We start from the raw sequence: 25,043 nt of genomic DNA on the forward strand, positions 1-25,043 counted from the left end.
CCTTATTGTCGTTTTTCCATTCGCCATTCAATCCAGTTTTTTATAACGAGTGTAAACACTGCAATTAATGACATTAACGTCGCTACTGCAAATGCTGCTGAAAATTGATATTCATTGTACAAAATTTCAATATGGAGCGGCATCGTGTTCGTAATGCCACGCACGTGACCTGATACGACAGAAACGGCTCCAAACTCACCGATAGCACGGGCATTACATAGAATCATGCCGTATAAAAGACCCCATTTTATATTTGGAAGCGTAACGCGCCAAAACATTTTCCAGCCACTTACGCCAAGTGATAAAGCTGCCTCTTCTTCACTTTTCCCTTGCGCCTGCATAACCGGAATTAATTCACGTGCAACGAACGGGAAGGTTACAAAGATTGTTGCGATAATAATACCTGGTACAGAGAAAATGATTTTCACTCCATGTTCAAGTAACCATTCGCCAAGAGCACCCCTCGGTGTGAAAAGTAAAACGAATACTAATCCTGCGATAACTGGTGACACAGCAAACGGCAGTTCAATAAGAGAGAGTAATACTTGTTTTCCTTTAAACTGAAACTTTGTAATAAGCCACGCGGCCGCTACCCCAAATATCGTATTAAGCGGCACAACGATTAACGCAACGAGAAGCGTTAATCTAATTGCTGAAAATGCTTCTTGATCTGTAATAGCGGCAATGTATACATCCATCCCTCTTTCAAAGGCTTTTAGAAAAATAGTTATGAGTGGCAGTAATAGAAAGAGAGATAAAAATAAAACTGTAATCGTAATTAATACGCCTGGTACAAGCTTAGATTCTTTTTTAGCTGATACGCTTTTTACTATTTTCTTTTCTAATAATGTTGGTTCCATTTTCTCTCCTCCTATTCACTTTTTAGTTCATGCCTTCTACTCCAGCTTTGAATCATATTAATAAGAAGAAGGAAAAGGAGGGAAATAATAAGCATCACGGTCGCTACAGCTGTTGCCCCCGCGTAATCATATTGTTCTAGTTTCGTCATAATCATCAGTGGTGCAATTTCTGTTTTCATCGGCATATTACCTGCGATGAAAACGACAGATCCGTATTCTCCTAATGCTCTTGCAAATGCGAGTGAAAAACCGGCAAGAAGAGCGGGAAAGATTTCTGGTAAAATGATTTTCACAAATATTTGTAAGCGGGATGCACCTAAACTCGAAGCTGCCTCTTCTACTTCTTTATCAATATTTTGCAGCACTGGTTGCACCATTCGAACGACAAATGGTAAACCGATAAAAGTAAGCGCAACGATAATTCCGAGTGGTGTAAAAGCTACTTTTATATGAAACAGACTAAATATTTTCCCAATCCATCCATTTTCCGCATAAAGCGTTGTAAGTGTAATACCAGCTACAGCTGTCGGAAGTGCAAACGGTAAATCAATGAGTCCATCTAATAGTCTTTTTCCTGGAAATTTGTAGCGTACGAGCACCCATGCTATTAATAAACCGAAAATGGCATTTACAATAGCAGCTGCAAATGAAGTTGTAAAACTAACTTGATAGGAATGCAACACACGCTCGTTCGTTATAACCCCAGCGAACTTCTTCCAACCTAACTGTGAAGTTTGAATAAATACGATAGAAAGTGGTATAAGTACGAATAAACTCATGTACAACATTGTAAATCCAAGCGATAATCCAAACCCTGGTAAAACACGTTTCTTCCTCATCCTCTTTCACCTCATCCCCCTTTAGCAGTACGCATTATTTTTGATAAATTTTATCGAATACGCCGCCGTCATTAAAGTGTTTCTCCTGCGCTTTTTTCCAGCCACCAAATAGTTCATCTACTGTAAATAATTGAACTTTCGGAAATTGAGATGTATATTTTTCTGCTACTTTTTCATTACGTGGACGATAAAAGTTTTTTGCCGCAATTTCCTGTCCTTTTTCTGAGTACAAATATTCAAGATACCCTTCTGCTACTTTTTTCGTTCCTTTTTTATCAACGACTTTATCTACAACCGCTACTGGTGGTTCTGCAAGTACACTAATAGAAGGGGTTACAATTTCAAATTTATCTTTTCCAAGCTCTTTTTGGGATAATAACGCTTCATTTTCCCATGCGATTAATACGTCACCAATTCCTTTTTCAACAAATGTTGTCGTTGCTCCGCGCGCTCCTGAATCTAATACTTCTACGTTTTTATAAATTTGGCTAACAAACTCTTTCGCCTTATCTTCAGTATTATTATATTTTTTCAGTGCGTATCCCCACGCCGCTAAATAGTTCCAACGTGCCCCGCCTGATGTTTTTGGGTTTGGTGTAATGACAGACACACCTTTTTTCGTTAAATCATCCCAGTCTTTAATACCTTTCGGGTTTCCTTTTCGAACAAGAAATACAATTGTTGACGTGTATGGAGTGGAATTATTCGCAAGTCGCTTCTGCCAATCTTCTGCTAATTGTTTTTTCTTACTAATCGCATCAATATCATAAGCAAGTGCTAGTGTAACAACGTCTGCTTCTAAGCCATCAATAACAGAGCGCGCTTGACTTCCAGATCCCCCGTGTGATTGTTTTACATTTACTGTTTGCCCGTGCTTCTCTTTCCAATACTTCGCAAAATCTTTATTGAAATCTTGATATAACTCCCTCGTTGGATCATAAGAAACATTTAAAAGCTCAACTGTTTTTTTATCTCCACTTCCTTCAGAATTACTAGTGGATGTTGCCGAACCACACCCTGATAAAAGTACAACTGCTGATAATAAAACACCTGTACTTTTCATAAACGCTGTCTTACCCCACTTTTTCATCGTTAAGCCCCCTTAGTTTATACAATAGAAAAAGGCACACAATATATTCACAAACGTGAACATTGTGCGCCTTCAGTTTATCTGATTAGCTTCTAATGTATTGTATTCGATTTCTTTTCATTTTAATTCTGTAATTCATATGTGTCAACTTGGAATTTGAATTTTCTTATTAAACTAAAATATTGGCATACTTCGAGCCCAATGATTTTTCAAATCAGCAAATTCTTTTGGTAACTTACTATTTTCATTCCATTCTAATTTATATGCATTTACTAACACCGTAGCCATTGATTCACGGTCCATTACTCCATTTTGATTAAAATTACCGTTCTTATCATTTTCAGAGTTCATTCATAATTTCACAAATAAGATATTGCACCCGACGTAAGCGTTAATTTCTTCTGTTCTACGTATGTCCCCTCCTTGTTGGTCATATACAGGTTTAAATATATGGCACCACCGCTTAATCAATACAAAAAAATGAGGCAACCACCTCCAAAGATGGTTGCCTCATTTTTACACTTGCATCGCTTTCTCTCTCAATGCTCTTCTTAACAACTTACCCGTCGTATTCTTCGGCAATTCTATTAAAAACTCAATGCTTTTCGGCACTTTATATTTCGCTAAATGTAACCTACAGTAATGCATTAGTTCTTCTTCTGTTACGTTTGCTTGCTTCAAAACGACGTACGCTCGCACAGCTTCTCCTAAGTTTTCATCAGGAACACCGATTACGACAACTTCCGCTACTGATTCGTGCGTATATAATACTTCTTCTACTTCACGAGGATATACGTTATAACCGCCAACTAAGACGATATCTTTTTTACGATCCACGATATAGAAGTAACCTTCTTCATCCATTTTCGCCAAGTCACCTGTATATAGCCAGCCGTCTTTCAATGTCGCAGCTGTATCTTCTGGTGCATTATAGTATCCTTTCATAACGTTAGGTCCGCGAACGATTAATTCGCCGACTGCGCCGACAGGTACTTCTTCCCCAAGTTCATTTACAATTTTATTTTCTACATGCCAAATATTTGTGCCAATTGATCCTGGTTTACGAGGACGATCTAGCGGATTGAAACAAGTAACTGGTGATGCTTCTGATAAACCGTATCCTTCTGAAACAATAACGTTAAAACGTTTTTCAAAGTTTTGCAGAAGAGCAACAGGCATCGATGCACCACCGGAAATACAAAGACGAAGCGTCTTCACATCTTCTGCGCTTGCTTCTTCAAATAAATATAAATAATTGTACATTGTCGGTACGCCAGCAAAGATCGTTGGTTCGTACGTGCGACAAATACGGAATACTTCTTTCGGACTAAATTTCGGTAACATTAAAATCGTTGCCCCGTTCACAATCGGTGCATTTACCGCAACTGTTAAACAGAATACATGGAACATAGGCAGTGCCGCAACAACGCGGTCATCAGCCGTATATTGTAAATACGACGCCACATCGTTCGCATTACTATATAAATTTTTATGTGTTAACATAGCGCCTTTCGGTTTTCCAGTTGTGCCCGAAGTGTATAGAATAACCGCTACATCTTCTTCATCTAGTTCAGGACCTTCGTAAGTTGTATCTCCAGTCCCCACAAAACTAGTAAACGTTTTCATTTTTTCGGTTTCTGTATGGTTAAAATCTGATGAGGTTTCACATATTATGATGTTTTCTAATGAAGGAAGTCTTGTTGTAAGAGATTGTATAACAGGTAGAAGGACGTCGAGTACGATGATTGTTTTTACATCTCCATTTTGTAAAATATAATGCATTTCGTCTGCTGTATAAATTGGATTAACTGGAATAACAGTTGCTCCGGCTTTCATTGTTCCGTATAAACCGACCAAAAAATGTGGTGAGTTCCCAACAACTAATGCGACATTGTCCCCTTTTCCAATGCCCATTTCTGCTAAATTGCTAGAAAACCTTGTGACCATTTTGTTTAATTGGTCATATGAGACCGACTGATCCATAAATATATAAGCCGGTTTTTCCCCCTTCTTTTTTGCCGTTTCAGCCAAAGATTGAACGAGATTCACAAAAACCCCACCTTTATAAATTTTAGAATATTTAAAAATTCTAAATTAATTATATTAAAAGAAAATTAAAGTGGCAAGTGATATTCTATTAACTGCATATAGACAGATCACCTTCTCTTAGTTTACTTTGGAAAAATAAGGGGATTTTATTTACAAGTAATTTATAACACTAGACCAAAAATCATTTTAGGATAATATGCACTCATCTTTTCTCTAAGTTTATCAAGTTCTTCTTTATTTAATGTCGTATGCTCCCCGTGCAAGTTAAGAGCATCCGCTCCATCTTCATGAAAATAAACTGTAACATATAATGCCGGTAACCCTATATTGTCTTCATCTATTGATAAGACGACATCTGGTGTTTTATTAACAGTGCTGAATGTTTCATTTCTTTTCCACTTCTTATTTTGAAACATGTCTTGTATATCATGTATCTTTCGTTTGTTATCTGTATGCGTAAAATATATAACATTATCCTCCGCTGGTTTTCCGATAGACAAAATTGTACGACTTGAGGGCGATCCACTGTTACACGCTGTCATTCCGACGGCGAAGCTGAGTAATAATACAACGTACATTACCCTTTTCATTTCGATTCGCCTCCTTTTGAATATATATATTCCTTTACGAGGGGCAAATGTCCTGTGATTTTATGTTTTGTGGTAAATGAAATTATATGAGTGATTTTTCAGTTATATCAGCGCAACTCCATTTATATCAGCGATTTTCCAGTTATATCGACTTACCGACAAAATCTGACAATCTACACAAAAAGAAAGAGGCTGCCCGTTATGGCAACCTCCCTTATTTTTAGAAGAATAAATGTAAGAAATCTTCTGTTGTAATGTTACCGAAGTAACGTGCGATATCTACGCCTTCTAAAGCTACAGTGAATGCATCTTTATCGAATTGAACGCCTGTTAGACGCTCTTCAATATCATGAACATCTAGTGAACCGAAGAAGTCGCCGTAAATTTTGCATTCTGTTACTGTTCCTTTTTTCACTTCAAGACGAACGTCAACTTGTCCAACTGGGAAGCGGTGTGAATGTTGTAAGTTGAACTTCGGTGATTTTCCGTAGTTCCAATCCCAATTTTGGTAACGTTCTTCAGAAAGTTTATGGATCTCTTTCCAATCCTCTTCTGTTAATTCATACGTTGGGATTTCTGTTTCTCCTTCGAAAATTGTTTCTAGAAGAAGTTGTCTAAACTCTTCTGTCGTCATTTCTTCGTTTAGGAACTCTGTAATGTTCGCAACGCGGCTACGGATTGATTTAATACCTTTTGATTGGATTTTATCCATTTTTACTTTTAACGCTGATACGACGTGATCGATTTCAGAGTCAAATAGTAACGTACCGTGACTGAACATACGACCTTTCGTTGAGAACTGCGCATTACCCGAAATTTTTCTACCTTCAGCTAAAATGTCGTTACGACCACTTAGTTCTGCATTTACACCTAATTTACTAAGCGCTTTCGTTACAGGCTCAGTAAATTTTTTGAAGTTGCTGAAACTGTCTCCATCATCTTTTGTAATAAAACTGAAGTTTAAGTTTCCTAAATCATGATATACTGCGCCTCCGCCTGATAGACGACGAACGACATGAATACCTTTTTCTTTTACGTAATCTGCATTAATTTCTTCTACTGTGTTTTGGTTTTTACCAATGATAATCGAAGGCTCATTAATGTAAAACAGTAAATATGTTTCGTTAATATCTAAATTCTTCACACAATATTCTTCAATCGCTAAGTTTATTCTAGGATCTGTAATCCCTTTATTATCAATAAATAACATCGTATCACCTCATGAGTTCCATACGTAACCACTATGCGCTAACGTAATATGGCCACTGAAAATTTGTTTTGCTTCTGTTACTAAATCAGATGGGTTGCCTGTATGCGGTAAGTGCGTTAATAAAAGTTCTTTTACATTCGCATCTTTTGCAATACTTGCTACTTCTGTACTATTCATATGCCCTGCTTTTGCAGCCTCTTGATGTGCATACATATTACACTCACAAATGAAAAGATCAGCATCTTTCGTGAATGGAATGAATTCAGGAATATAACTTGAATCAGCGCTGTATACTACAGCATCATCTCCAGCTGTAATACGCATCGCAAAGCATGTAACAGGATGAACAGTTTTTAAGAACGAAATCGAGAACGGTCCAACTTGAAGTGTTTCTTCTGGATTGTACGCGATTCCTTTCGTATGTGGTTCATGTGTTAAAGAATGGAATCCATTCTCGTCAAACGTATGACCGTATATTGGTAATTCCGGTAGTTGCCTTGTTGTCGCACTCGTAATTAATCTCGCATATTGCAATACCCCGATATCCGCAACATGATCGTGATGATAGTGTGACAGTACAACTGCATCTATATGAGATGGTGTTATATATTTTTGAAGCTGTGCTAGTACACCACTACCACAGTCCACAAGTAAACGAAAACCATCGTGTTCAAACAAATACCCCGACGTTGCTTCTCCCGCTTCTGGAAAGCCGCCCCAAAAGCCGACAACAGTCATTTTCATATGTATCCATCCTTTCTAAAACCGAGTAGAAATGCATGTTTTACTTACATCCTACATTGTTAACTATAATCCATTTCCTAAACTTTTTCATTAATTTTCAATTTTGTTATAAAACAGTTGTTGACTTTTATTTTTTGTACTAATACAATGATAGTAAGAAATGGAAATGGAGGGATTGACATGATCGATCAACCAATGGAGTTTTTCAGAAATTTACCGACGAAAACTTGTGCGCACTGCGGGAAAGAAATTGATGAGCAACACGAAGCATACCATAACAAATGTGATGATTGCGTTCACGAAGAATAGTAGTTTTTGAACATAAAAAAACCTAGCAGACATAGTCTACTAGGCTAATAACATCTTATCCTTCATCGTTGAACCTTTCACCAAGAGCTCCAGTTCAAACTCATACAATTCTTTTTTCCGATAATTTTTCGTATGGATTTTATCCATCATCAGGTCGACAACTTTTCTGGCCATTTCATCAATTGGCTGTTCAATTGTCGTAATACCTGGTTCTGTAATCTGCGATAATATTTGATTATCAAAACCGATAACAGCGAGATCATCTGGAATGCTCCAGTTATGGCGTTTCGCCTCTGAGATAATTCCAGCTGCTACCTCATCGCCTCCTGCCAAAATCGCGGTAGGATTTTTTTTGTCCTTTAATACTTCATGGAATATTCGTTTTCCATCTTCCCAAGAGAAAGCGTTTTCAAGAAAGTCAATCGCTTCTACTTGGCGGCTCTTCTCAGTTATTGCACGTAAAAAGCCCATTTTTCGCTGCTGGCTAACGACTTTGGTTTCGTTACCACGGCAAAAAATAAGATTACGATATCCTTGATCTAACACATGCTTCGCAGCTATGTATGCTCCTTGCGCATGATCAAACTTCACTGTTGGAATATTTGCTTCCTCAATATATTCATTACACAACACGATTGGACCGTGCTGTAAGTATGGCTCTACATCTTCCCACGGATTTTCTAGTGAACATAGAATAATCCCATCTACTTGTTTCGTAGATAATAATTGTAAATACTCCATCTCTTTTTCCGGTAAATATCTTGTTTGACAAATAATCAGTTTATATTTATGTTCAGAAGCAGCAATCTCGATTGCTTCAATAAATCTACTGAAGAAAGGATTTGTAATCCTTGGAACTAGCACCGCAATTGTTTCCGTTTTTTGTTTACGAAGCCTTCTCGCCGCAGAATTAGGAACGAAGCCTAAATGCTTCATTGCTAATTGAACCCTTTTTTTCTTCTCATCTGAAACATATGGATGATTATTAATCACCCTAGAAACCGTTGTCCTTGATAACCCTGCTAATTTCGCCACGTCCTCTATAGTCGACACGAAATTCTCCCCCTTTGCATGAAAACGTTTTCTTAAATTGATTATATAGTATATTATTGGAAACTGCAATATCGGTTGTTATGATTTTACTATATTAATATTATACATAGGTAAAAGTCTGTTAATGCAGGGGCAATATACTGCTTTTAGAAATTTACGTTATGTACATTCCTTTTCTTAATACCATATATTCTTTATTTAATATAAAAGCCCATCAATACATCATCTCCATATGATCCATCTTCATATTTAATTTGCTTTCGTTGCCTTCCTTCTTCTACAAAACCCATACGTTTGTACACTTTAATTGCCCGATCATTAACAGAAACTACACCTAAGCAAATTTTCTCTAAACCTTTCTGCCCTTTAGCCCAACTAATAAGAAATTCAATTAATTTCGTGCCGATGCCTTGATTACAATACGCCTCTTTAATCCCCATTCCCATTGTGCCTGCGTGTTGTAACCGTTCTAGTTCATATCGGTTGAAAAGTAAAAAGCCTACCACCTTATAATCTACTTCATACACAATATAAAGATTACCTTTCTCATTACTTTTCCGTATCTTTTCTCTTTCTGCATCAATATCATTCGGTAATTTCTTTGGAGATACTATGAAAAACTTTGTAGTATTTTCCGATAATATAATTTCTTTTCTAATGTTCATTATTGCTTCTGCATCAGCCTCTTTTGCTAATCGTATCATTGAATCACCTCGTACTTTTTCTTTTAAAAAATAATATTAAAACTATAAAACGTCCAATATGCAATATTGCATATTGAGAATCTTTTTACTCTTGATACAATATTCATACATCAAAATAAAAGGAATGTATGCAATGAATCCAATATTAACAGCTGCAAAACAACTATTACATAAAGAAGAAAAGATTTTATCTACTTTAAAATGTTCACTTACTGGCTATATGATTACGCATAAAGTCCCGTATCCTGGCATGTTACTTGCTACTAATAAAAGACTTCTCTTTTTTAGCCAATATAAAAACACATTCATTGCCGAATTTGATTACGAAAAAATTCTATCCATAGAAACGAAGAGAAGAATCTTTGACAAAAAAATAATATTTTACTATGAAGATGAATATATAACGCTTGGATACATTACAAGTTCGAATGTTGAAGCGTTCATAGACTTACTACAAAGAAACAGCAAGACTAGCACAGGCTTATAATCAGCGGGGATCCCCTCGCTGATTCATTATTTTAACTCCTCCCACTTCGTCCAAACTTCTCTCCCGTTTATACGGTACATATTATCCTCTCTATCCATAAACCTATGTACAATAAATTCACGTCTAATTGTACAAAAATCATCATGATATTGTTTTATAAATGTATTAATTTCTTTTTCTGTATATTGATTTCCAGCATCTAACTTGCTAATTAAAAGCTCTAACAATACTAGTTTCTTCTTCTTTTGACCTGGAATCGATTTTAAGCGCTCCTCTTTATCGAAAAAGTTACGAATGGTCGTATCACGGAATTTCATTTCACTTTCAGTCATTTTTTATCCTCCATCACTTTTTTTCTTTATCTTTTCACTTAAAATATCAATAAAGTAATATCCACCCATTAACACATAATAGAACGTAAGTATTCCAAATGCATCTTTCATACTTGTATATACTTCTTTATCAAACAATATAGGTGAAAGGGCATAAACAAGAAAGATTATTAGCGGATTTACGATAAAATAATAAGTAAGATTGCCTTTCATCATATCAACTCTTCTACCCTATGTTTCTCTGTAAATTGTTGTAATTCCTTTTCTTTCGTTTCTATAGCTTTTAGAAAGATTTATAGATGAACTAAGGAAAAGATGCCCTCTATTAAAATAAAAAAGCACCAAAAAGGTGCTTTTATCTACGCTTCAACCGATTGATTTTCAGCAACATTTTTAAATTGTCGTTTGTGCATCAAAGTTAAGGAAGCGATTGTTCCAAGTGATAATACAACGATAAAGATCATGAGCATTCCTATGTTTTTCCACATGAAGTCAAAGTCTCCACTCGATACGACTGCTTTCAATCCTGATACAGAGTATGTCATCGGTAACCAAGCATTGAATGGTTGTAAAAACTTCGGAATCAATTCTAGTGGGAATGTTCCAGCACTTGTTGTAAGCTGCATAATTAATGTGATGATGGCGATAAAACGGCCTGCATCACCGAATGCTGTTACTAAACATTGAATTAATGCGATAAATGCTAAGCTTGTAACGATGCTAAAGAGTATGAAGTACGGAATACTTTGTACTTCTACACCTAATCCGAACAGTAATATAACATCTGCTACTATCGCTTGAATAATACCGACGGATAGTAAAACACCGAACTTACTAATAAACCAGCTAAACCCTGATTTTGGAACACCGACTGTATCGCGTAATGGGTATACGATAGATAGTAGTAATGCCCCAACGAATAAACCAAGTGATAAGAAATATGGTGTAAATCCAGTTCCATAGTTTGGAACTTCCGCTATTTTTTCCGTCTTCACTTTTACAGGACTTGCAAACATATCATACGTTTTATCCGTCCCTTTTACTTCACCAGTTTTTTCTGCTCCTTCGCCAAGTTTCTCAGCAAGTTCACCTGAACCATCGTTTACTTTTACGAGACCATCCGTTACTTTTCCTGATCCGTCTGCTAGTTTATTAACGCCATCGATTAGCTGGGTTGAGCCAGTTGATAATGTGCCTAAGCCTGTTGTTACTTGACCGGAGCCGTCTGCTAATTGATTTACTCCACCTGCCATTTGATTTGCTCCTACAGATAATGTTCCTAAACCACCTGTTACTTGGCTTGAACCATCTGCTAATTTGGATACCCCTGCTGATAATGTTCCTAAACCGCCTGTTACTTGACCGGAGCCATCTGCTAATTTGGACACCCCTACAGATAATGTTCCTAAACCGCCTGTTACTTGGCTTGAGCCATCTGCTAATTGATTTACTCCACCTGCCATTTGGTTTGCTCCTGCAGACAATGTTCCTAAACCGTCTGTTACTTGACTTGAGCCATCTGCTAATTGATGTACACCACCTGCCATTTGATTTGCTCCTACAGATAATGCACCTAAACCGCCTGTTACTTGACCAGAGCCATCTGCTAATTGATTTATCGCATCAATTAATTGATCGGATTCATTTTTAAATTTATTTGCGCCTTCTTTTGCTACATTTAAATTCTTACCAAACCCTTGGAAATTTTCAACAAATCCTTTTTGTGCACTGGCTAATTTCTCAATACCCTCTGTTAAAGAGTCCAATTTCGCTGTATTCGGTAGTTTGTTTTGTGCATCACTTGTTTTTTGATTTATTTCGCCTTTTAATTGTTTTACTTCTTCATTTAATTTATTTGTTCCACCTGCTACTCCGGTAGATTTTTGTTGAACTGTAGCTGTACTTTTTGCAGCACTTGTTATAAATGGTTGTAACTGCTCTTGATATTCTTTCGGTAAACTCTCGATTTGCTTTTGTAAATTCGCTACATCTTGCGCTGCATTTTTTGCATCTCCTGCTGTTGATTGCGTAAGTTCATTTAACTGATTTACATTCGCCCCAGCTCCATCTATTTTCTCATTTACTGTATTCAATATAGAAGGGCCTTTCGACTGTATTTCCTCTAAACCTGCAGCAGAATTTTTCACTTTACTATTTAAATCTTGCAAACCCTTTTCAATTTTTTGAGAAGCTACCTCTAATTGGTTTTGTCCCCCAACCAGTTGTTCCATACCATTTGATAAATCAGTTGTTCCTGTTTTTAATTCACCGGATTTACTTACTAATTTGTTCAAACCACCGGTCACTTTCTCAGATCCATTACGCAATTCGCCAATACCTTTTTGCATTTCACCCGTTTTGTTATTTAACGTATTTAAACCGTCTGTTACTTTTCCTGACCCATCTACTAATTTTCCGATACCTGTTTGCATCTCACTTGTTTTACTATTTAACGTATTTAAACCGTTCGTTACTTTTCCTGATCCATCTACTAATTTCCCGATACCTGTATTGCTATTTAGTGCATGTAAACCATCTGTTACTTTTCCGGATCCGTCCACTAATTTCCCGATACCCGCATTGCTATTCAGTACATGTAAACCATCTGTTACTTTTCCGGATCCATCTACTAATTTTCCGATACCTATTTGCATCTCACCTGTTTTACTATTTAACGTATTTAAACCTGCTGTCACTTTCCCAGATCCATCAAATAGTTTCCCAACGCCATCCTTCATCTCCCCAGATTTCCCTTGCAGTGTATGAAGGCCATCCGTCACTTTACTTGAACCATCATGCAGCTCACTTGATCCGTCTTGTAGTTTATTTGCTCCTTCCGCCCCATCTGCTAATCCTTTTGAGACGTCTTGAATGGAATCAAACATTTTCTCTGCATATGTTTTCGTTAACGTGCTTGCTACTTCACCTTTAATTTTTTCAATGGCTGTTCCTCCAATTTGTGAAGATAAGAAGTTTAAGCTTTCGTTTGGAATGTACTCTAAGTTTAATGGCTTTGGATTGTCTTTTAGTAACGTTGTAGCGTTACTTGAGAAGTCATCTGGAATGCGCACTAACATGTAATACTTTCTACCTTCCATTCCTTTCTTCGCTTCTTTTTCACTTACGAACTCCCATTTAAAACTTTTATTATCTTTTAAATTATCAACGAGCCCTTTTCCGACCTCAATTGATTTCCCATCAAATACTGCGCCTTTATCTAAATTGACTACTGCAACTGGTAAGTCATCTAACTGTTTATACGGATCCCAAAGGCCCACAAAAACATCCCTGCATATAAAATCGGTACGAATAAGACCGCAATAATTGGAATTAATATTTTTTTACTTTTAATAATTTCCATGAACTCTTTCCGAAGTAACTGATTCCCTTTCATAATTTCTCCCCCTTTTATAAAATGACCAAAATGTTCATATAGTCATTTTTACCCAAACAAAAAGGCTATACTTGTTCATACATATGCCTTATCCCCGAATTTATTACTATGCAACTTTTTCTTATTATGATTATAATTTTTCTATATCCCCCCCTTAACTTAAATATATGACCGTATTGTTCATTTGGTCATTTTTTATAAAATTAAAAGGATTATCTTAGTTTGACAATCCTTTTAGTAAATAAAGTTCAAATAACTCTGCAATTTTTTCTTTTTCTAGCGGTTCGTGATTTTTTTCCCAATCAAAAATAAGCGATACATATAGACGAAGCATAATAAATGCTGTAATTTCTGGATCACATTTGCTAATTTCACCTTTTTCAATCGCAATCTTTAAATACGATTGAATAACAGAAACGATTTCCACATCAACTTGTTGCATCACTTCTTGTACTTCTTTCGTTCCCATATCGCGCTCTTCTTGAATTAATTTAATCATGAGCTGATGTTCTTTTCTAAATTCCAAGATGCTATATAATGCTCTATGTACATTTTCAAAAAATGAAACATCTGAACGAATTGCACTTTCTGCAACTTGCTTCATTTCTGTAATTAAATTAGAAATAATTTCACCAAATAACTCTTCTTTATTTTTGAAAAAAGTATAAATCGTTCCTTTCCCTACATTCGCTAACTTCGCTACTTGATCCATCGTTGTTGCTTTATAGCCGAACGCTGAAAAAGACTTTGTTGCAGCCTCAATAATAGAACGTTTTCGATCTATTGCCACATCATCACCTCCAAAAATGACCAATTGGATAATATAGTCAATCAGTACATCTTTGATATTACCACACGCTTACATTCTATACAAGTTCTCTTTTTATTATTTCCAGTATAAAAAAATTCCAGTCAGTGTATATCATACTTTCCATAGTTTATCAAAAAGTATACTTGTATGGAAAGCTAGAATATATTCGTAAATAATTGCTGACTAGATCCCACTAGAAATTTAATAAAATAGACAGTGTTCTTAAAACCAACGGTTTAAGAACACTGCCTTTTATTTTGACATAGAAAGTAATATTTTCTCCATCTCTTTCTTAGTTAGATCATCATCAATTATCTCTTCGTATATCTTTGTATCTCTTGTAAAAATATCATTTACTATGACAATTTGATAATCACTATTCTTACCTTGTGCTGGTACAAACATTTTAAGGCCCCTTAACTTCCCCTCTCCATGAGAAGATTTATTATATACCATTCCTTTCCCATCTAAACTATAACTTTCTAGATTCTCTACTCCAGGCATCATATAGTGTAGCGGATCCTTACCACCATTAACATTACCATCCATATACATCCTTGACTGGTAAATTGTAAAACCATATTTTCCTTTTGTATATTCTGATTTAATAACTAATTCTACATCTCTTCCAAAATATGAGTCAGCCCATTCTCTCTTTAATTCATAACCTTCAGGTATATAAGTCGGCTGCTTAATTTGATACGGTACATGTTCTTTCGCTTCTTCTATAGTATATGTTAAAGACTTCTCCAGCTTATCTCCAAGCGGTTTTAATGTCTTCTCAATAGTAGCTAGTCTTTCTTGATCAGCTTTCTTCAAGCGTTCAGGTTTATATTCCTTTGTATCTCCATCATAATTCTCAGGCACATTTTTCTTAACCATTGCTTTTTTATGAATTTCTTGCGCTTCCTTAAATAATCGAACATACTGCTCAAATTCTTCTTTTGTAAAATTCTTTTCTGCCAAATACAAAAAATCTGTATTCTTTTTATATGACGTTATTGACATCCCCCATTCTCTACTTGCATTCTCCGGTGTACCTAATACTGTTTCTATCGCTTTTTCAAATGCCGCTTTAGATTGCTTTTTTTCTACAACTTTTTCTTTCTGTCTTTCATCTCCCTCAGTTATCCTTGCATTTAATAAAAATCCGCCCGCTATAGCTGCTATAGCAATAACTCCAAGTAAAGAAAGGCGATACGATTTCTTTTGAAACTTTTTAATCATAACGATTCTCCTTTTTAGTGTTCGTTTATTTCTACTTAAATTTGCTAGGCTTGGTACTTGATAGGAATAGTGTTCTAGAAGGGTAATAATTGTATGACCGTATGCAATTTGTTCCTCTTTATCTATAAAAGTAAGTGCATATGCATCACATGCCAATTCTTGATCTTCTCGCATACAAAAATAGGCGTACCAAAGAATTGGATTGAACCAATTTAATAGGATTAAACTGTACATAATCCAATTTACAGCTACATCTTTTCTCTTAATATGAGCTAACTCATGGTAAAAGACATATTGTAATTGTTGCTCATTTAATACTTTCATATGTTTTTTTGATAGTAATACTTTTGGGCGGAAGAAACTAAACACAGTTGGACTTGCAATTTTTCCTGCTAAACGTAAGGAAACTGCCTTCTTCACTTTCATAGACTGCTTACAGCGATTAAACACTGTAGTGACCTGTTCGTCCGTAATATCCGGTTGTTTCTTTATGTAAGAATATAAACGTCTATTTGTAAGAAACGTGATGGCTGCTAATATGATTACCCCAGCTAGCCAAACATACAAAGCAAGTTTGTATAAAGAAAATGTAGTCTGTTTTTCCGAACTGACTTTTACTTCCGGTTCGCTAGTTTTTGTCACCATTTTAGAATTTGATTCCAATTCCACTTTTCGGTCGCTTTCTATGTTCACTATATTCTCAGTAGCCGGCATATTTTTTGGAATAACTTCCGATACGCTAGAACTATAAGAAAGCAATGAGTAAATGCTATAAGAGCTATCTGGCGACCACGGTAAAAGGAGTCTTATCATTAATACGATCCACAGCATATATTGCCACCGGGGGGTTAATTTATTTCTAAATAGAACTTTTATACATAAAATAAATCCGACTAATATGCTAGCCATAAGTGACGTTTCTATAAGCCAATCAAAAAAATGAGGAAGGTATACATTTATAAGCGTGTTTATCATTTTTATCGATCCTTCCTCTTATTCTCCTCTGTCTTCTCATCTAAAATGCGTTTTAATTCATTAATATCTTCTGAAGATAATTTCTCCTCTTTTAAGAAATTAACAAGTAATGGCTTAAACGCTGCACCGCAAAAACGTTTTAGTAAAGATTTCGTTTCCACTTGCAAATAATTATCTTGTGATACTAACGGGTAATAAGCGTACATACGCCCTTTATCTTGATGGTAAGAAACGGCTTCCTTTTGCACTAATCGATTAATTAATGTGCGGATTGTTTTCGGTTTCCAGTCCATTGCATCTTCCAGTTCTTCTATAATTTCATTCGCTGTTTGCGGAGAACTCGACCAAAGTACTTTCATAATTTCTAATTCCGCTTCAGATATTTTAGGTAATTGATTTGTCATCGTATGTTTCACTCCTAAGTATTACATTTGTAATCTATAATTAAGATTACAAATGTAATACTTAATTGTCAACCATATTTTAGAAAAATTAATTTCAGCTAAACCTTACTTACCAACAACAAATTTCCTCTTTTTCAAATAATCAAATAAAAAAACAAGAAAATCTTTACAATTAATAGTAATATAGAAAATAGACAAGTTTATCAAAACAGTGGAGGCTTTTTCAGTCATGATGCGTGCACTTCGTTTAAATATAAAGCAAGCTTTTTGTAGTCGTATTTCTTTAATTATGATGCTTAGTGGATTCGTTCTTATTTGCATTTATCACTATTATTATGTAATTCGTTATTTAGGAAACGCAGCAAATGGTCCTATATCAACAGATTTAAAATGGATTGGATTTCGCGACAATGAAATGGATGTTTATTTATTATTAATGCCCGTTATTGCGAGTTTCCCCTTTAGTACAAGTTACAATTCGGATAAGTCCGATGGTTTTAAACCGTTTGTGAGTAAGGGGATTTCTATATTTCCTTATTCAGTAGCGAAATATATCGTTACTTTTTTTTGCGGAGGATTTCTTTATACACTTCCATTCATCTTATCGTTATTATTTTGCAAATTAACCATTCCAGACGGAACACCTACGGTTGGTTCAGGCATCATAAATGCTGATGGAATGTTCGCAAACCTATATTTTGATGCGCCTCTCACTTACATTGCTGTATATATCGGAATTAATTTTTTATTTGCAGGTTTAATGGCCCTTTTAGGACTTGCTGCATCTGTATGGTCACAAAAAGACTATATGGCAATTCTCTTTCCATTTGCAGCCGCCTCCATTCCTTACGTCCTGCTAAATACAATACTTCCTTCAATAGGCGGAGCACCTTTTCATTTATATGATCCGAAACAACCATTGCAAGGCATGTCACCATATATTTTAATGACGCAATGTGCTTTCTTCCTTTTCGTTAGCTTACTTATGTATATACAAGGAGTAAAGCGGGATAGAAAAAAATATAAAAGAAGACTGCAAAAAAGAGAGCGGTGTAGAAAAGCGTTTCAAGTATAATAAAACCCTAATTTCCTTACTATATTGGAAATTAGGGTTTATTTACTATTCACTTATGGCGTACCTGCCACTCCCCATAAAATAACAACCGCTACAAAATAAATCGCTTTAATACCTACAACTAAACATAATGAAACAATTGCATATTTACTTAATTCTCTTCTTGCACCTATTAAAGTGAAAATAACCGCCAAACTAAATGTTATATAAGAAGCTGCTGTATGTATTAAGTTATACGTAATATCTAGATTGCTTGTAAGTCCTGTTATATCAGCTACAAACTGAAGCATGATGATCGTACTAAAAAAAATTGCAAACTGATTCATTACCTTTCCATTTATTTGTAACTGCATTGTTGTCCCCCTTATTAAAAACTAAATATTCAATCAATTTTATCATTAGATTACAAAAAAAGGAATCATCTCTTTATACTATTCTATAACGATGCAAAAAAAGAACGCTTAGTCACCTAAGCGTTCCCCACTTTAAGAAGCCTTCTTCAAATCAATTTGAGCAAGTACTGGGTCGTGGTCACTCACACGTCCGTGTTCTTTCATAATGTTTGAGTTTAAGTGTACTGGGTCTACAATTGTGTGTGGTGCGATATTGTTTGTTACTAAAATATGATCTAACACTTGTGCATTTCCTTCGTGAATGTACGTGTAACGATTCTCTTTCGGCACTGTGTTTAACATATCTTTTAAGATTGTTCCCTCTAGTGTTTTTAGTGGTTTAGAGAATTCGAAATCGTTCATATCACCTAACACAACAACTGGTGCATTTGTATTCTTTTTCTGAATTCCTTGCACGAAATAATTTACTTCTTGTGCTAACTGAATTCGTTTGTCTTCACTCTTTAATACGAGCGGCTGCACTTTTCCAAATGGCGTTGCATCTCCTAGTTTTGAGTTTAAGTGATTTGCAACGACAACAATATTTTGTCCTTGGAACGTAAATTCTGCCGCTAACGGTTTACGTGTACTTTCAAACAATGGATTTTCGTCTCCAATACGAACAACATTCTTATCAAGTAACTTCGGTACCGTCGCTAATTTCACGCGTGATGGATTATAGAAGAAGCCGACGCGAATATTCGCTCCTGGTGCTCCTCCATCTTGATTATTGTTTGGAGCGATTTCTACATACTCATACTTCGGTCCACGAATTTCTAGAACTGCATCAATGATACGTTTTGCGCTTAATGACGCATCTGTTGTACCGTCATTAATTGATCCGTTATTATCTTGCATTTCCTCTACACCGATAATATCTGGCATTTTTAAGTTGTATTTAATAGAATACGCTAACGCTTTTACTTTTTCATCTGTTGTTTCTTTTTTATTCGCTGAGAAGTTTTCAATGTTATATGTAGCAACCGTTAACTTATCAAGACGTGGCTGAATATTTGCCCCTACTTGCTTAAATCCACCATCCACTACAGCTGGCAGTTCTGTTATTGGCGAAATACGGAAAGAACCGTAATCATATCCTACTACCCCTGTTATATCTCCAGTAAAAGTATCTCCTACTTTTGCTACATAATTGCGAGGTACTTTTACAGAAAGGCGCTCTGGGTTTAATTGATTTTCATCTAATAGAGGTGTGCCATATTGTGTTACTATTTTATCTCCACTATTTTTTACTGTTACATATAAATTTCCGTTTTTCTGAGGTGTAATAATTTTTGGTGTTGGCATCGTAACACGCATACCTTCTATACTTTCATAGAAGTCGATTGCATCTTCATTTGGATCAAATAAACCAAATGCATCATTATCAATAATCTGGTCCGGGATTTTCACACCGTTTTCCCCAAGTACAATCGGTGCTGGCAAAGATTGATCTTTTGCGATTACAGCAACGCGGCTCGCTTTAATTTCAGTCGTCGTTAAGTCTGTTTCAAATCGTTCTGCATATCCTGGTCCAACATATTCTTCTACTACTCCATCAACTTGAATAAGATCTCCTACTGCTATATTCGCATCTTTTTTATATACGTACATACCTTCTGAAGTAGCTGGATCATTATCTGGCTGATTATCTTCTATATAAAAGCCGTTTTTATCAAGCGCTGTGACAACGCCTTCCACATTGTTTACTTTCTTCCCGTTGTAAGGAGACATATGTGATTTCCCTTGAATGTCATGAATACGAACCTGTTCATTATTTACGATAATAAATGAAAATGTCGAAATTGCTGAAGGAGTAAGTCCTTCTTTTTCTGCGATTGCTTTCACTACACTATTTTCATTCACTATAATTTGTCCATTATAACGAACACTTTTATTAGTAGGATTAGAGCCATCTAACGTATAGTAGATTGTTGCGCCTTCTGTATTCGTCGTTAATGTTACCGCTGTTCCTTTAGCAACTTCTCCACCGTTCGGTGAAGCTACTACATCGCTAACACGGTTTTGTCCTTCACCTTGAAACTTATAAGCTGTTACTGATTTTAGACCTGGGTTACTAAAATATAATTCAAGGGTCCCAGTCAAACTAACTTTCTTCCCGATATTTTCAGGGTGATCTTTTACATTCACTGCCGTTCTCACATCACCTTTCGGTAACTGAACGGGCATGATTTTGTCTGGATTCGTTTCGTTTGGCGAATCTGCAATTGCTACGTTTGTATCATCAAACTTAGCTGGATCCTTCGTATATTTAGAAGAACTTTGCGTATATCCAACAATATATCCTTCTACTATCCCCTTCGTTTTCCCTTGCTGCTTAAATACTTGAATTGCTTTTTCTACTGACATAGAAGCAGTTTCTTCTGCTTGCGCTAAAGTTCCAGTAAATGAAAGCAATAGCAAGAATGATAAAAAGACACTTAACAATTTCTTCACAGCCATTTTCCTCTCTCTATTTCATATTTTCTCAGCATTTCTATCATAACAAATGATTCGTTATATAGAACTATATTTCGACAAATTTTACAAAAGATTTATTTAATTTACAAGCTTTCAAACTATAATACAAAATAATAATTTTACACCTTCTACAAATACACTCTATAATGTTAGAGAGAGAAAACAGAAAATATCGACATTTAATTGGCATGTAAAATGGATTCATTTGAATAGGAGTGATTGGATGGAAGTGCAAACAGAAACATACCGCGCAGCTATGAATGGAACATTAGAACGTCATTTTTCAGATATGATTGCCGTTATACCAACTAGAATTACAATTGAGCAGTTAAAACAGCGACTAGAAACGATCGCTACTAAAGTTGATGATTTAAAAATTGTTTATAGTGATGAGACAAGCCTTATTGTTGAATTACATATGGGTGAAACAGTCATACCGTATGAACTGCATATTGATGAACCGAACGATCCAGAAGGATATAAAATGTACAATAGACAAGATGCTACAATCGTAGATCGTAATTTTGAAGATGCAGCTTTCGGCACTGAAATTTTCACTCGTACGCTATTTGTAGGCGATGTACTGGACTGCTTTTTCCAGCAGTTACAGTTCTTATGGAATCTCGCCCCAGATTTGTTATTTGTAATCGATTCAAGTGCAGCAATGAAAGTGATATCTAGAAGCTATATTGAATATCACGTTGAAAATGAATTATTACCTGACATTCCTGACTTATACGTTATTCATTCCGTTTATGAAGACGATAAAGACGGTGAGCCTACGCAATATTGGTTTCATACACATGGTCTTTTAAGAGCAGGCGTAACTGAAATAGAGTTAATTATTCCAAATCGCATTTCTTCCTACTACGGCATTAGCGATCTCTTTCAAACATTTGCTAATAATGCCGTTGAGAATGGACAAGTCCCTATGAATGAGCCTATCGTTATCGCGCATAGTCAGCAAGGTTCTATACATACAGTCGCTGTTCCGTGGGAAAAAGGATTATCTTATATAGGGCATAAAACGAGTATGGACCAATTATCTTCAATCGAAGATGAGGAAGTGAAACTACAACCAATAGATGCACAAAATACATTCTTAGGCGGAATGGATGCCCGAGATGAATACCATCAATCTCCATCTGTTCTCTTATTCAAATTTAATACTTCAGAAGAATATATTGAAAGTTTTTTCAAAGAACACGAGGAAGCTACAGGGCTCATGTTCTATAAAACAAATAGTGAAACCGATCGTATGGCTTACAATGCGAAAAATACTTTTGGATATTTCAGCAACATTTTTCACATTGAACAATCAAATGAAGATTTTCGTTTCCTTGCTAAGTTTGGTGTCTCCTACGAAGAAGGAAAAAGTGAACATATGTGGTTTGAAATGCAAAACATTACGGAAGATTTCATTCAAGGAATACTCATTAATGAACCATATTTCATAGAAGATATGAGTGAAGGAAATAGTTATCATTTAGATTTTGATAACTTAACAGAGTGGGTTATTTATGCAGGAGATGCTGTTATAAAGCCAAATAACTTATATATGTTTATTGGCGAATAAGTATTTTATATAATAAACGAAACGCCTTCAATATGATTGAAGGCGTTTCTTATAATTTATTGTGCGATTAATTCAGCATCTATTACTTTCTCCAAATGAGATAATACACGCTTTGCAGCTTCCTCACCTTGATTAATACAGTCTGGAAGTCCAGCGCCAGCATAGGAGCTACCTGCCAAGTATATACCTGGCAACTCTTTCTCCATAAATGTTGTGAGCTGTTTCATTCGCTCGTTATGGCCTACTGTATATTGAGGCATCGCTTCTTTCCAGCGACTTACGATTGTAAACTCTGGATCCTCTGTAATATCCATCGTCTTCTTTAAATCCTCTAGTACGAGCTGAACGAGTTCTTCTTCAGTTTGTTCTACAACCGCTTCATCACCAGCACGCCCGACGTAGCAACGAAGGAGTGTTTTTCCTTCTGGCGTTGTATGCGGCCATTTTTTATGCGTCCACGTACATGCTGTAATGGTGTAATCGCTATTTCGTGATACGACAAATCCTGTACCATTAATATCGCGCTGGATTGCAGACTTTTGGAAAGCAAGTGCCACATTCGCAACGGATGTGGATGGAATATTACGGAAGAAACGAAACTGCTTGTACTGAGCAAACATGGACGGCAATACTTTATGCGAAGTTGCCACTACGATGGCGTCCGCTTCTATTTCTTTTCCGTTACTAAGAGTAATTGTATAACCATCACCCTGTTTTGCAACTTTTTCAATGCGAGTTCCCTTTATTATCGTACCTTCATGCATCTTTGCTTCGAGAGATTTTACGATAGATTCTAAACCTGTTTTCACTGTTTGGAACATTCCCTTTTTCGGTTCAGCTTTCTCTTCTTTCGGAGCGAGCGTACGCATACCGAGTGAAATACTGCGATGTTTCTGCTCAATCTGATACATTTGCGGGAATGTTGACATTAAGCTCATTTGATCAATATCCCCTGCATAAATACCCGATAGTAACGGTTCTATTAAGTTTTCAACCACTTCGTTTCCAAGACGATGTCTGAAAAATTGTCCGAGTGATTGGTCAGATACTGGCTTTGATCTCGGCATTAATAGATCAAAACCAGCTCTTAGTTTACCAATTGGGGAGAACAGCCCGGAAAATAGAAACGGCGTAATTTGCGTTGGAATTCCCATCATTGATCCATTCGGCATTTTATGTAACCGATTGTTTACGAGGATAAATGATTGACCGGCTTGATTATTTACAAGTTCATCGCCAAGACCTAATTCTTTCACTAATCTAGCTGCACTTTCTTTTCGTGCTAAGAAAGAATCCGGTCCGCGCTCAATTGTAAATCCATCTTTTCGAACGGTTTGAATTTTTCCGCCAAGTTTACCCGATGCTTCTATAAGTAATGTATCAATCGGCAAGTTTTTTTCATGAATATTTTTTTGTAAGTTATACATTGCTGTTAATCCAGTGATGCCTCCGCCGACGATCACAACTTTTTTCCTCAAGCAGGCTCCCCCTTTCTTCTTACAGTACAGATTCTTTTTTCTTTAATACAACATCTGTTAAACAATCAATAAATGCGTCCGATGCATTTGGCATTTCTGGACGATAATATTTCGCACCAATTTCATCTGTTACAACTTTACACTCAAAGTCGTTGTCATATAAAACTTCTAAATGTTCCGCAACAAATCCAACTGGTGCATATACGAATGAAGTATAACCGTGCTTTTCATTTAGTTCTCTCGTTAAATCTTGTACATCTGGACCAATCCAAGGATCTGGTGTGTTTCCTGCACTTTGCCAGCCTACTGCATAGTTTGCTACTTCAGCTCCGCGCGCGATATAATCCGCTGTTTCATTTAATTGATCTGGATATGGATCGCCCATTGCAATAATTTTCTCTGGTAAGCTATGTGCAGATACGATTAATACTGCTTTTTCACGCTCTGCATCTGACATACCGTTATATATACCTTTCACTGCATCAACCCAGTACTGGATGAATTTCGGCTCTTTATACCAGCTATCAATGCCGTGAATTGTTAAGTTTCCAAGTTTCTCAGCTTCTTCTTGTGCTCGTCCAACGTATGATTTCACGCTAAACGTAGAATAGTGAGGTGCAAGAACAAGTGCGATTGCATCTTGTATTCCGTCGTTATGCATATCTTTCACCGCATCTTCAATAAACGGTTCAATATGTTTTAAACCAAGATACATATGGTACTCTACTTCATCTTGTACTTCATTTAAACGCTGTTCTAACTTCTTAGCTTGCTCTAATGTAATAGTAGCTAAAGGAGAAATACCACCAATTGCACGGTAACGCTCTGTTAAATCTTCCAGCATTTCAGGACTTGGCTTTCTTCCTCTACGAATATGTGTATAGTAACGTTCAATATCTTCTTCTTTATATGGCGTTCCGTATGCCATTACAAGCAAACCAATTTTCTTTTTCATACAGCAATTCT

25 protein-coding genes are annotated in these 25,043 nt (G+C 36.1%); 4 read left to right on the plus strand and 21 right to left on the minus strand.

The genetic code is table 11. From position 1 onward, the window contains the following. Positions 1 to 2: 2 nt before the first annotated feature. The 8 genes from cysW to GBN78_RS04325 form a co-directional block, all read right to left on the minus strand. Positions 3 to 860: a sulfate ABC transporter permease subunit CysW gene (cysW, locus tag GBN78_RS04290; RefSeq protein WP_152126993.1), complete on the minus strand. Its 858-nt coding sequence runs from the start codon at positions 858 to 860 to the stop codon at positions 3 to 5. 11 nt (positions 861 to 871) lie between these two features. Beyond that, positions 872 to 1,699 (minus strand): sulfate ABC transporter permease subunit CysT, encoded by an 828-nt coding sequence (gene cysT, locus GBN78_RS04295; RefSeq protein ID WP_001227879.1) that lies wholly within the window; start codon positions 1,697 to 1,699, stop codon positions 872 to 874. A gap of 34 nt (positions 1,700 to 1,733) precedes the next feature. Then, positions 1,734 to 2,789, minus strand: coding sequence for a sulfate ABC transporter substrate-binding protein (locus GBN78_RS04300; RefSeq protein WP_000758704.1), 1,056 nt, complete (start codon positions 2,787 to 2,789; stop codon positions 1,734 to 1,736). A 174-nt stretch (positions 2,790 to 2,963) separates the two neighbouring features. Next, positions 2,964 to 3,140, minus strand: coding sequence for a hypothetical protein (locus tag GBN78_RS04305; protein ID WP_002004618.1), 177 nt, complete (start codon positions 3,138 to 3,140; stop codon positions 2,964 to 2,966). Between the two features lie 165 nt (positions 3,141 to 3,305). Then, on the minus strand, positions 3,306 to 4,838 hold the full coding sequence (locus GBN78_RS04310) for a fatty acid--CoA ligase family protein (RefSeq protein ID WP_044584217.1): 1,533 nt from the start codon (positions 4,836 to 4,838) through the stop codon (positions 3,306 to 3,308). A gap of 161 nt (positions 4,839 to 4,999) precedes the next feature. Then, complete coding sequence (locus GBN78_RS04315; protein ID WP_000832615.1) at positions 5,000 to 5,428, minus strand: hypothetical protein; 429 nt, start codon at positions 5,426 to 5,428, stop codon at positions 5,000 to 5,002. Between the two features lie 220 nt (positions 5,429 to 5,648). Then, complete coding sequence (gene lplA, locus GBN78_RS04320; protein WP_000897281.1) at positions 5,649 to 6,638, minus strand: lipoate--protein ligase; 990 nt, start codon at positions 6,636 to 6,638, stop codon at positions 5,649 to 5,651. A gap of 9 nt (positions 6,639 to 6,647) precedes the next feature. Then, positions 6,648 to 7,382, minus strand: coding sequence for an MBL fold metallo-hydrolase (locus tag GBN78_RS04325; protein WP_000784690.1), 735 nt, complete (start codon positions 7,380 to 7,382; stop codon positions 6,648 to 6,650). 180 nt (positions 7,383 to 7,562) lie between these two features. Here GBN78_RS04325 and yhfH point away from each other — a divergent pair, with 180 nt between their 5' ends. Beyond that, the gene (gene yhfH / locus GBN78_RS04330) at positions 7,563 to 7,691 is read left to right on the plus strand and encodes a protein YhfH (protein ID WP_000567010.1); all 129 of its coding nucleotides are present in this window, start codon (positions 7,563 to 7,565) and stop codon (positions 7,689 to 7,691) included. Between the two features lie 39 nt (positions 7,692 to 7,730). On the opposite strand, the gene GBN78_RS04335 is transcribed toward yhfH, so the two are convergent. Then, on the minus strand, positions 7,731 to 8,744 hold the full coding sequence (locus tag GBN78_RS04335) for a LacI family DNA-binding transcriptional regulator (RefSeq protein ID WP_000103715.1): 1,014 nt from the start codon (positions 8,742 to 8,744) through the stop codon (positions 7,731 to 7,733). Between the two features lie 194 nt (positions 8,745 to 8,938). After that, on the minus strand, positions 8,939 to 9,448 hold the full coding sequence (locus GBN78_RS04340; RefSeq protein ID WP_000620018.1) for a GNAT family N-acetyltransferase: 510 nt from the start codon (positions 9,446 to 9,448) through the stop codon (positions 8,939 to 8,941). 133 nt (positions 9,449 to 9,581) lie between these two features. On the opposite strand from GBN78_RS04340, the gene GBN78_RS04345 reads away from it, so the two are divergent. Beyond that, positions 9,582 to 9,935: a PH domain-containing protein gene (locus GBN78_RS04345; RefSeq protein WP_001068217.1), complete on the plus strand. Its 354-nt coding sequence runs from the start codon at positions 9,582 to 9,584 to the stop codon at positions 9,933 to 9,935. 26 nt (positions 9,936 to 9,961) lie between these two features. On the opposite strand, the gene GBN78_RS04350 is transcribed toward GBN78_RS04345, so the two are convergent. The 7 genes from GBN78_RS04350 to GBN78_RS04375 form a co-directional block, all read right to left on the minus strand. Next, positions 9,962 to 10,267: a DUF2087 domain-containing protein gene (locus GBN78_RS04350; RefSeq protein ID WP_000140301.1), complete on the minus strand. Its 306-nt coding sequence runs from the start codon at positions 10,265 to 10,267 to the stop codon at positions 9,962 to 9,964. Positions 10,268 to 10,270: 3 nt separating this feature from the next. Then, entirely contained in the window at positions 10,271 to 10,483 is a 213-nt protein-coding gene (locus tag GBN78_RS04355; RefSeq protein ID WP_001986098.1) for a hypothetical protein, read from the minus strand. A gap of 143 nt (positions 10,484 to 10,626) precedes the next feature. Beyond that, positions 10,627 to 13,545 carry a YhgE/Pip family protein gene (locus tag GBN78_RS04360; RefSeq protein WP_226798464.1) on the minus strand — a complete coding sequence of 973 codons (2,919 nt, stop codon included), beginning with the start codon at positions 13,543 to 13,545 and terminating at the stop codon, positions 10,627 to 10,629. Further along, the gene (locus tag GBN78_RS31105) at positions 13,515 to 13,661 is read right to left on the minus strand and encodes a YhgE/Pip domain-containing protein (protein WP_226798465.1); all 147 of its coding nucleotides are present in this window, start codon (positions 13,659 to 13,661) and stop codon (positions 13,515 to 13,517) included. Before GBN78_RS31105 ends, GBN78_RS04360 begins: the two co-directional genes overlap by 31 nt. Before the next feature lie 217 nt (positions 13,662 to 13,878). Continuing rightward, positions 13,879 to 14,451: a TetR/AcrR family transcriptional regulator gene (locus GBN78_RS04365; RefSeq protein WP_000963381.1), complete on the minus strand. Its 573-nt coding sequence runs from the start codon at positions 14,449 to 14,451 to the stop codon at positions 13,879 to 13,881. A 273-nt stretch (positions 14,452 to 14,724) separates the two neighbouring features. Beyond that, entirely contained in the window at positions 14,725 to 16,674 is a 1,950-nt protein-coding gene (locus tag GBN78_RS04370) for a M56 family metallopeptidase (RefSeq protein ID WP_044584215.1), read from the minus strand. A 2-nt stretch (positions 16,675 to 16,676) separates the two neighbouring features. Then, complete coding sequence (locus GBN78_RS04375; protein WP_000184509.1) at positions 16,677 to 17,078, minus strand: BlaI/MecI/CopY family transcriptional regulator; 402 nt, start codon at positions 17,076 to 17,078, stop codon at positions 16,677 to 16,679. A 229-nt stretch (positions 17,079 to 17,307) separates the two neighbouring features. Here GBN78_RS04375 and GBN78_RS04380 point away from each other — a divergent pair, with 229 nt between their 5' ends. Beyond that, the gene (locus tag GBN78_RS04380; RefSeq protein ID WP_000984174.1) at positions 17,308 to 18,153 is read left to right on the plus strand and encodes a hypothetical protein; all 846 of its coding nucleotides are present in this window, start codon (positions 17,308 to 17,310) and stop codon (positions 18,151 to 18,153) included. 53 nt (positions 18,154 to 18,206) lie between these two features. Here GBN78_RS04380 and GBN78_RS04385 read toward each other — a convergent pair whose 3' ends face one another. Together GBN78_RS04385 and GBN78_RS04390 are read right to left on the minus strand one after the other, a co-directional pair. Further along, entirely contained in the window at positions 18,207 to 18,506 is a 300-nt protein-coding gene (locus tag GBN78_RS04385; protein ID WP_001176845.1) for a hypothetical protein, read from the minus strand. A gap of 132 nt (positions 18,507 to 18,638) precedes the next feature. Further along, complete coding sequence (locus GBN78_RS04390) at positions 18,639 to 21,005, minus strand: DUF6359 domain-containing protein (protein ID WP_070183667.1); 2,367 nt, start codon at positions 21,003 to 21,005, stop codon at positions 18,639 to 18,641. A 241-nt stretch (positions 21,006 to 21,246) separates the two neighbouring features. On the opposite strand from GBN78_RS04390, the gene GBN78_RS04395 reads away from it, so the two are divergent. After that, on the plus strand, positions 21,247 to 22,599 hold the full coding sequence (locus tag GBN78_RS04395; protein WP_000453718.1) for a DUF4026 domain-containing protein: 1,353 nt from the start codon (positions 21,247 to 21,249) through the stop codon (positions 22,597 to 22,599). A gap of 56 nt (positions 22,600 to 22,655) precedes the next feature. On the opposite strand, the gene hemY is transcribed toward GBN78_RS04395, so the two are convergent. Together hemY and hemH are read right to left on the minus strand one after the other, a co-directional pair. After that, positions 22,656 to 24,077 (minus strand): protoporphyrinogen oxidase, encoded by a 1,422-nt coding sequence (gene hemY, locus GBN78_RS04400; RefSeq protein ID WP_001228107.1) that lies wholly within the window; start codon positions 24,075 to 24,077, stop codon positions 22,656 to 22,658. Between the two features lie 19 nt (positions 24,078 to 24,096). Beyond that, positions 24,097 to 25,032 carry a ferrochelatase gene (gene hemH / locus GBN78_RS04405; protein WP_000726800.1) on the minus strand — a complete coding sequence of 312 codons (936 nt, stop codon included), beginning with the start codon at positions 25,030 to 25,032 and terminating at the stop codon, positions 24,097 to 24,099. Positions 25,033 to 25,043 lie beyond the last annotated feature (11 nt).

Source organism: Bacillus sp. B2-WWTP-C-10-Post-4, assembly GCF_009183805.1.
Lineage (GTDB): Bacteria > Bacillota > Bacilli > Bacillales > Bacillaceae_G > Bacillus_A > Bacillus_A cereus.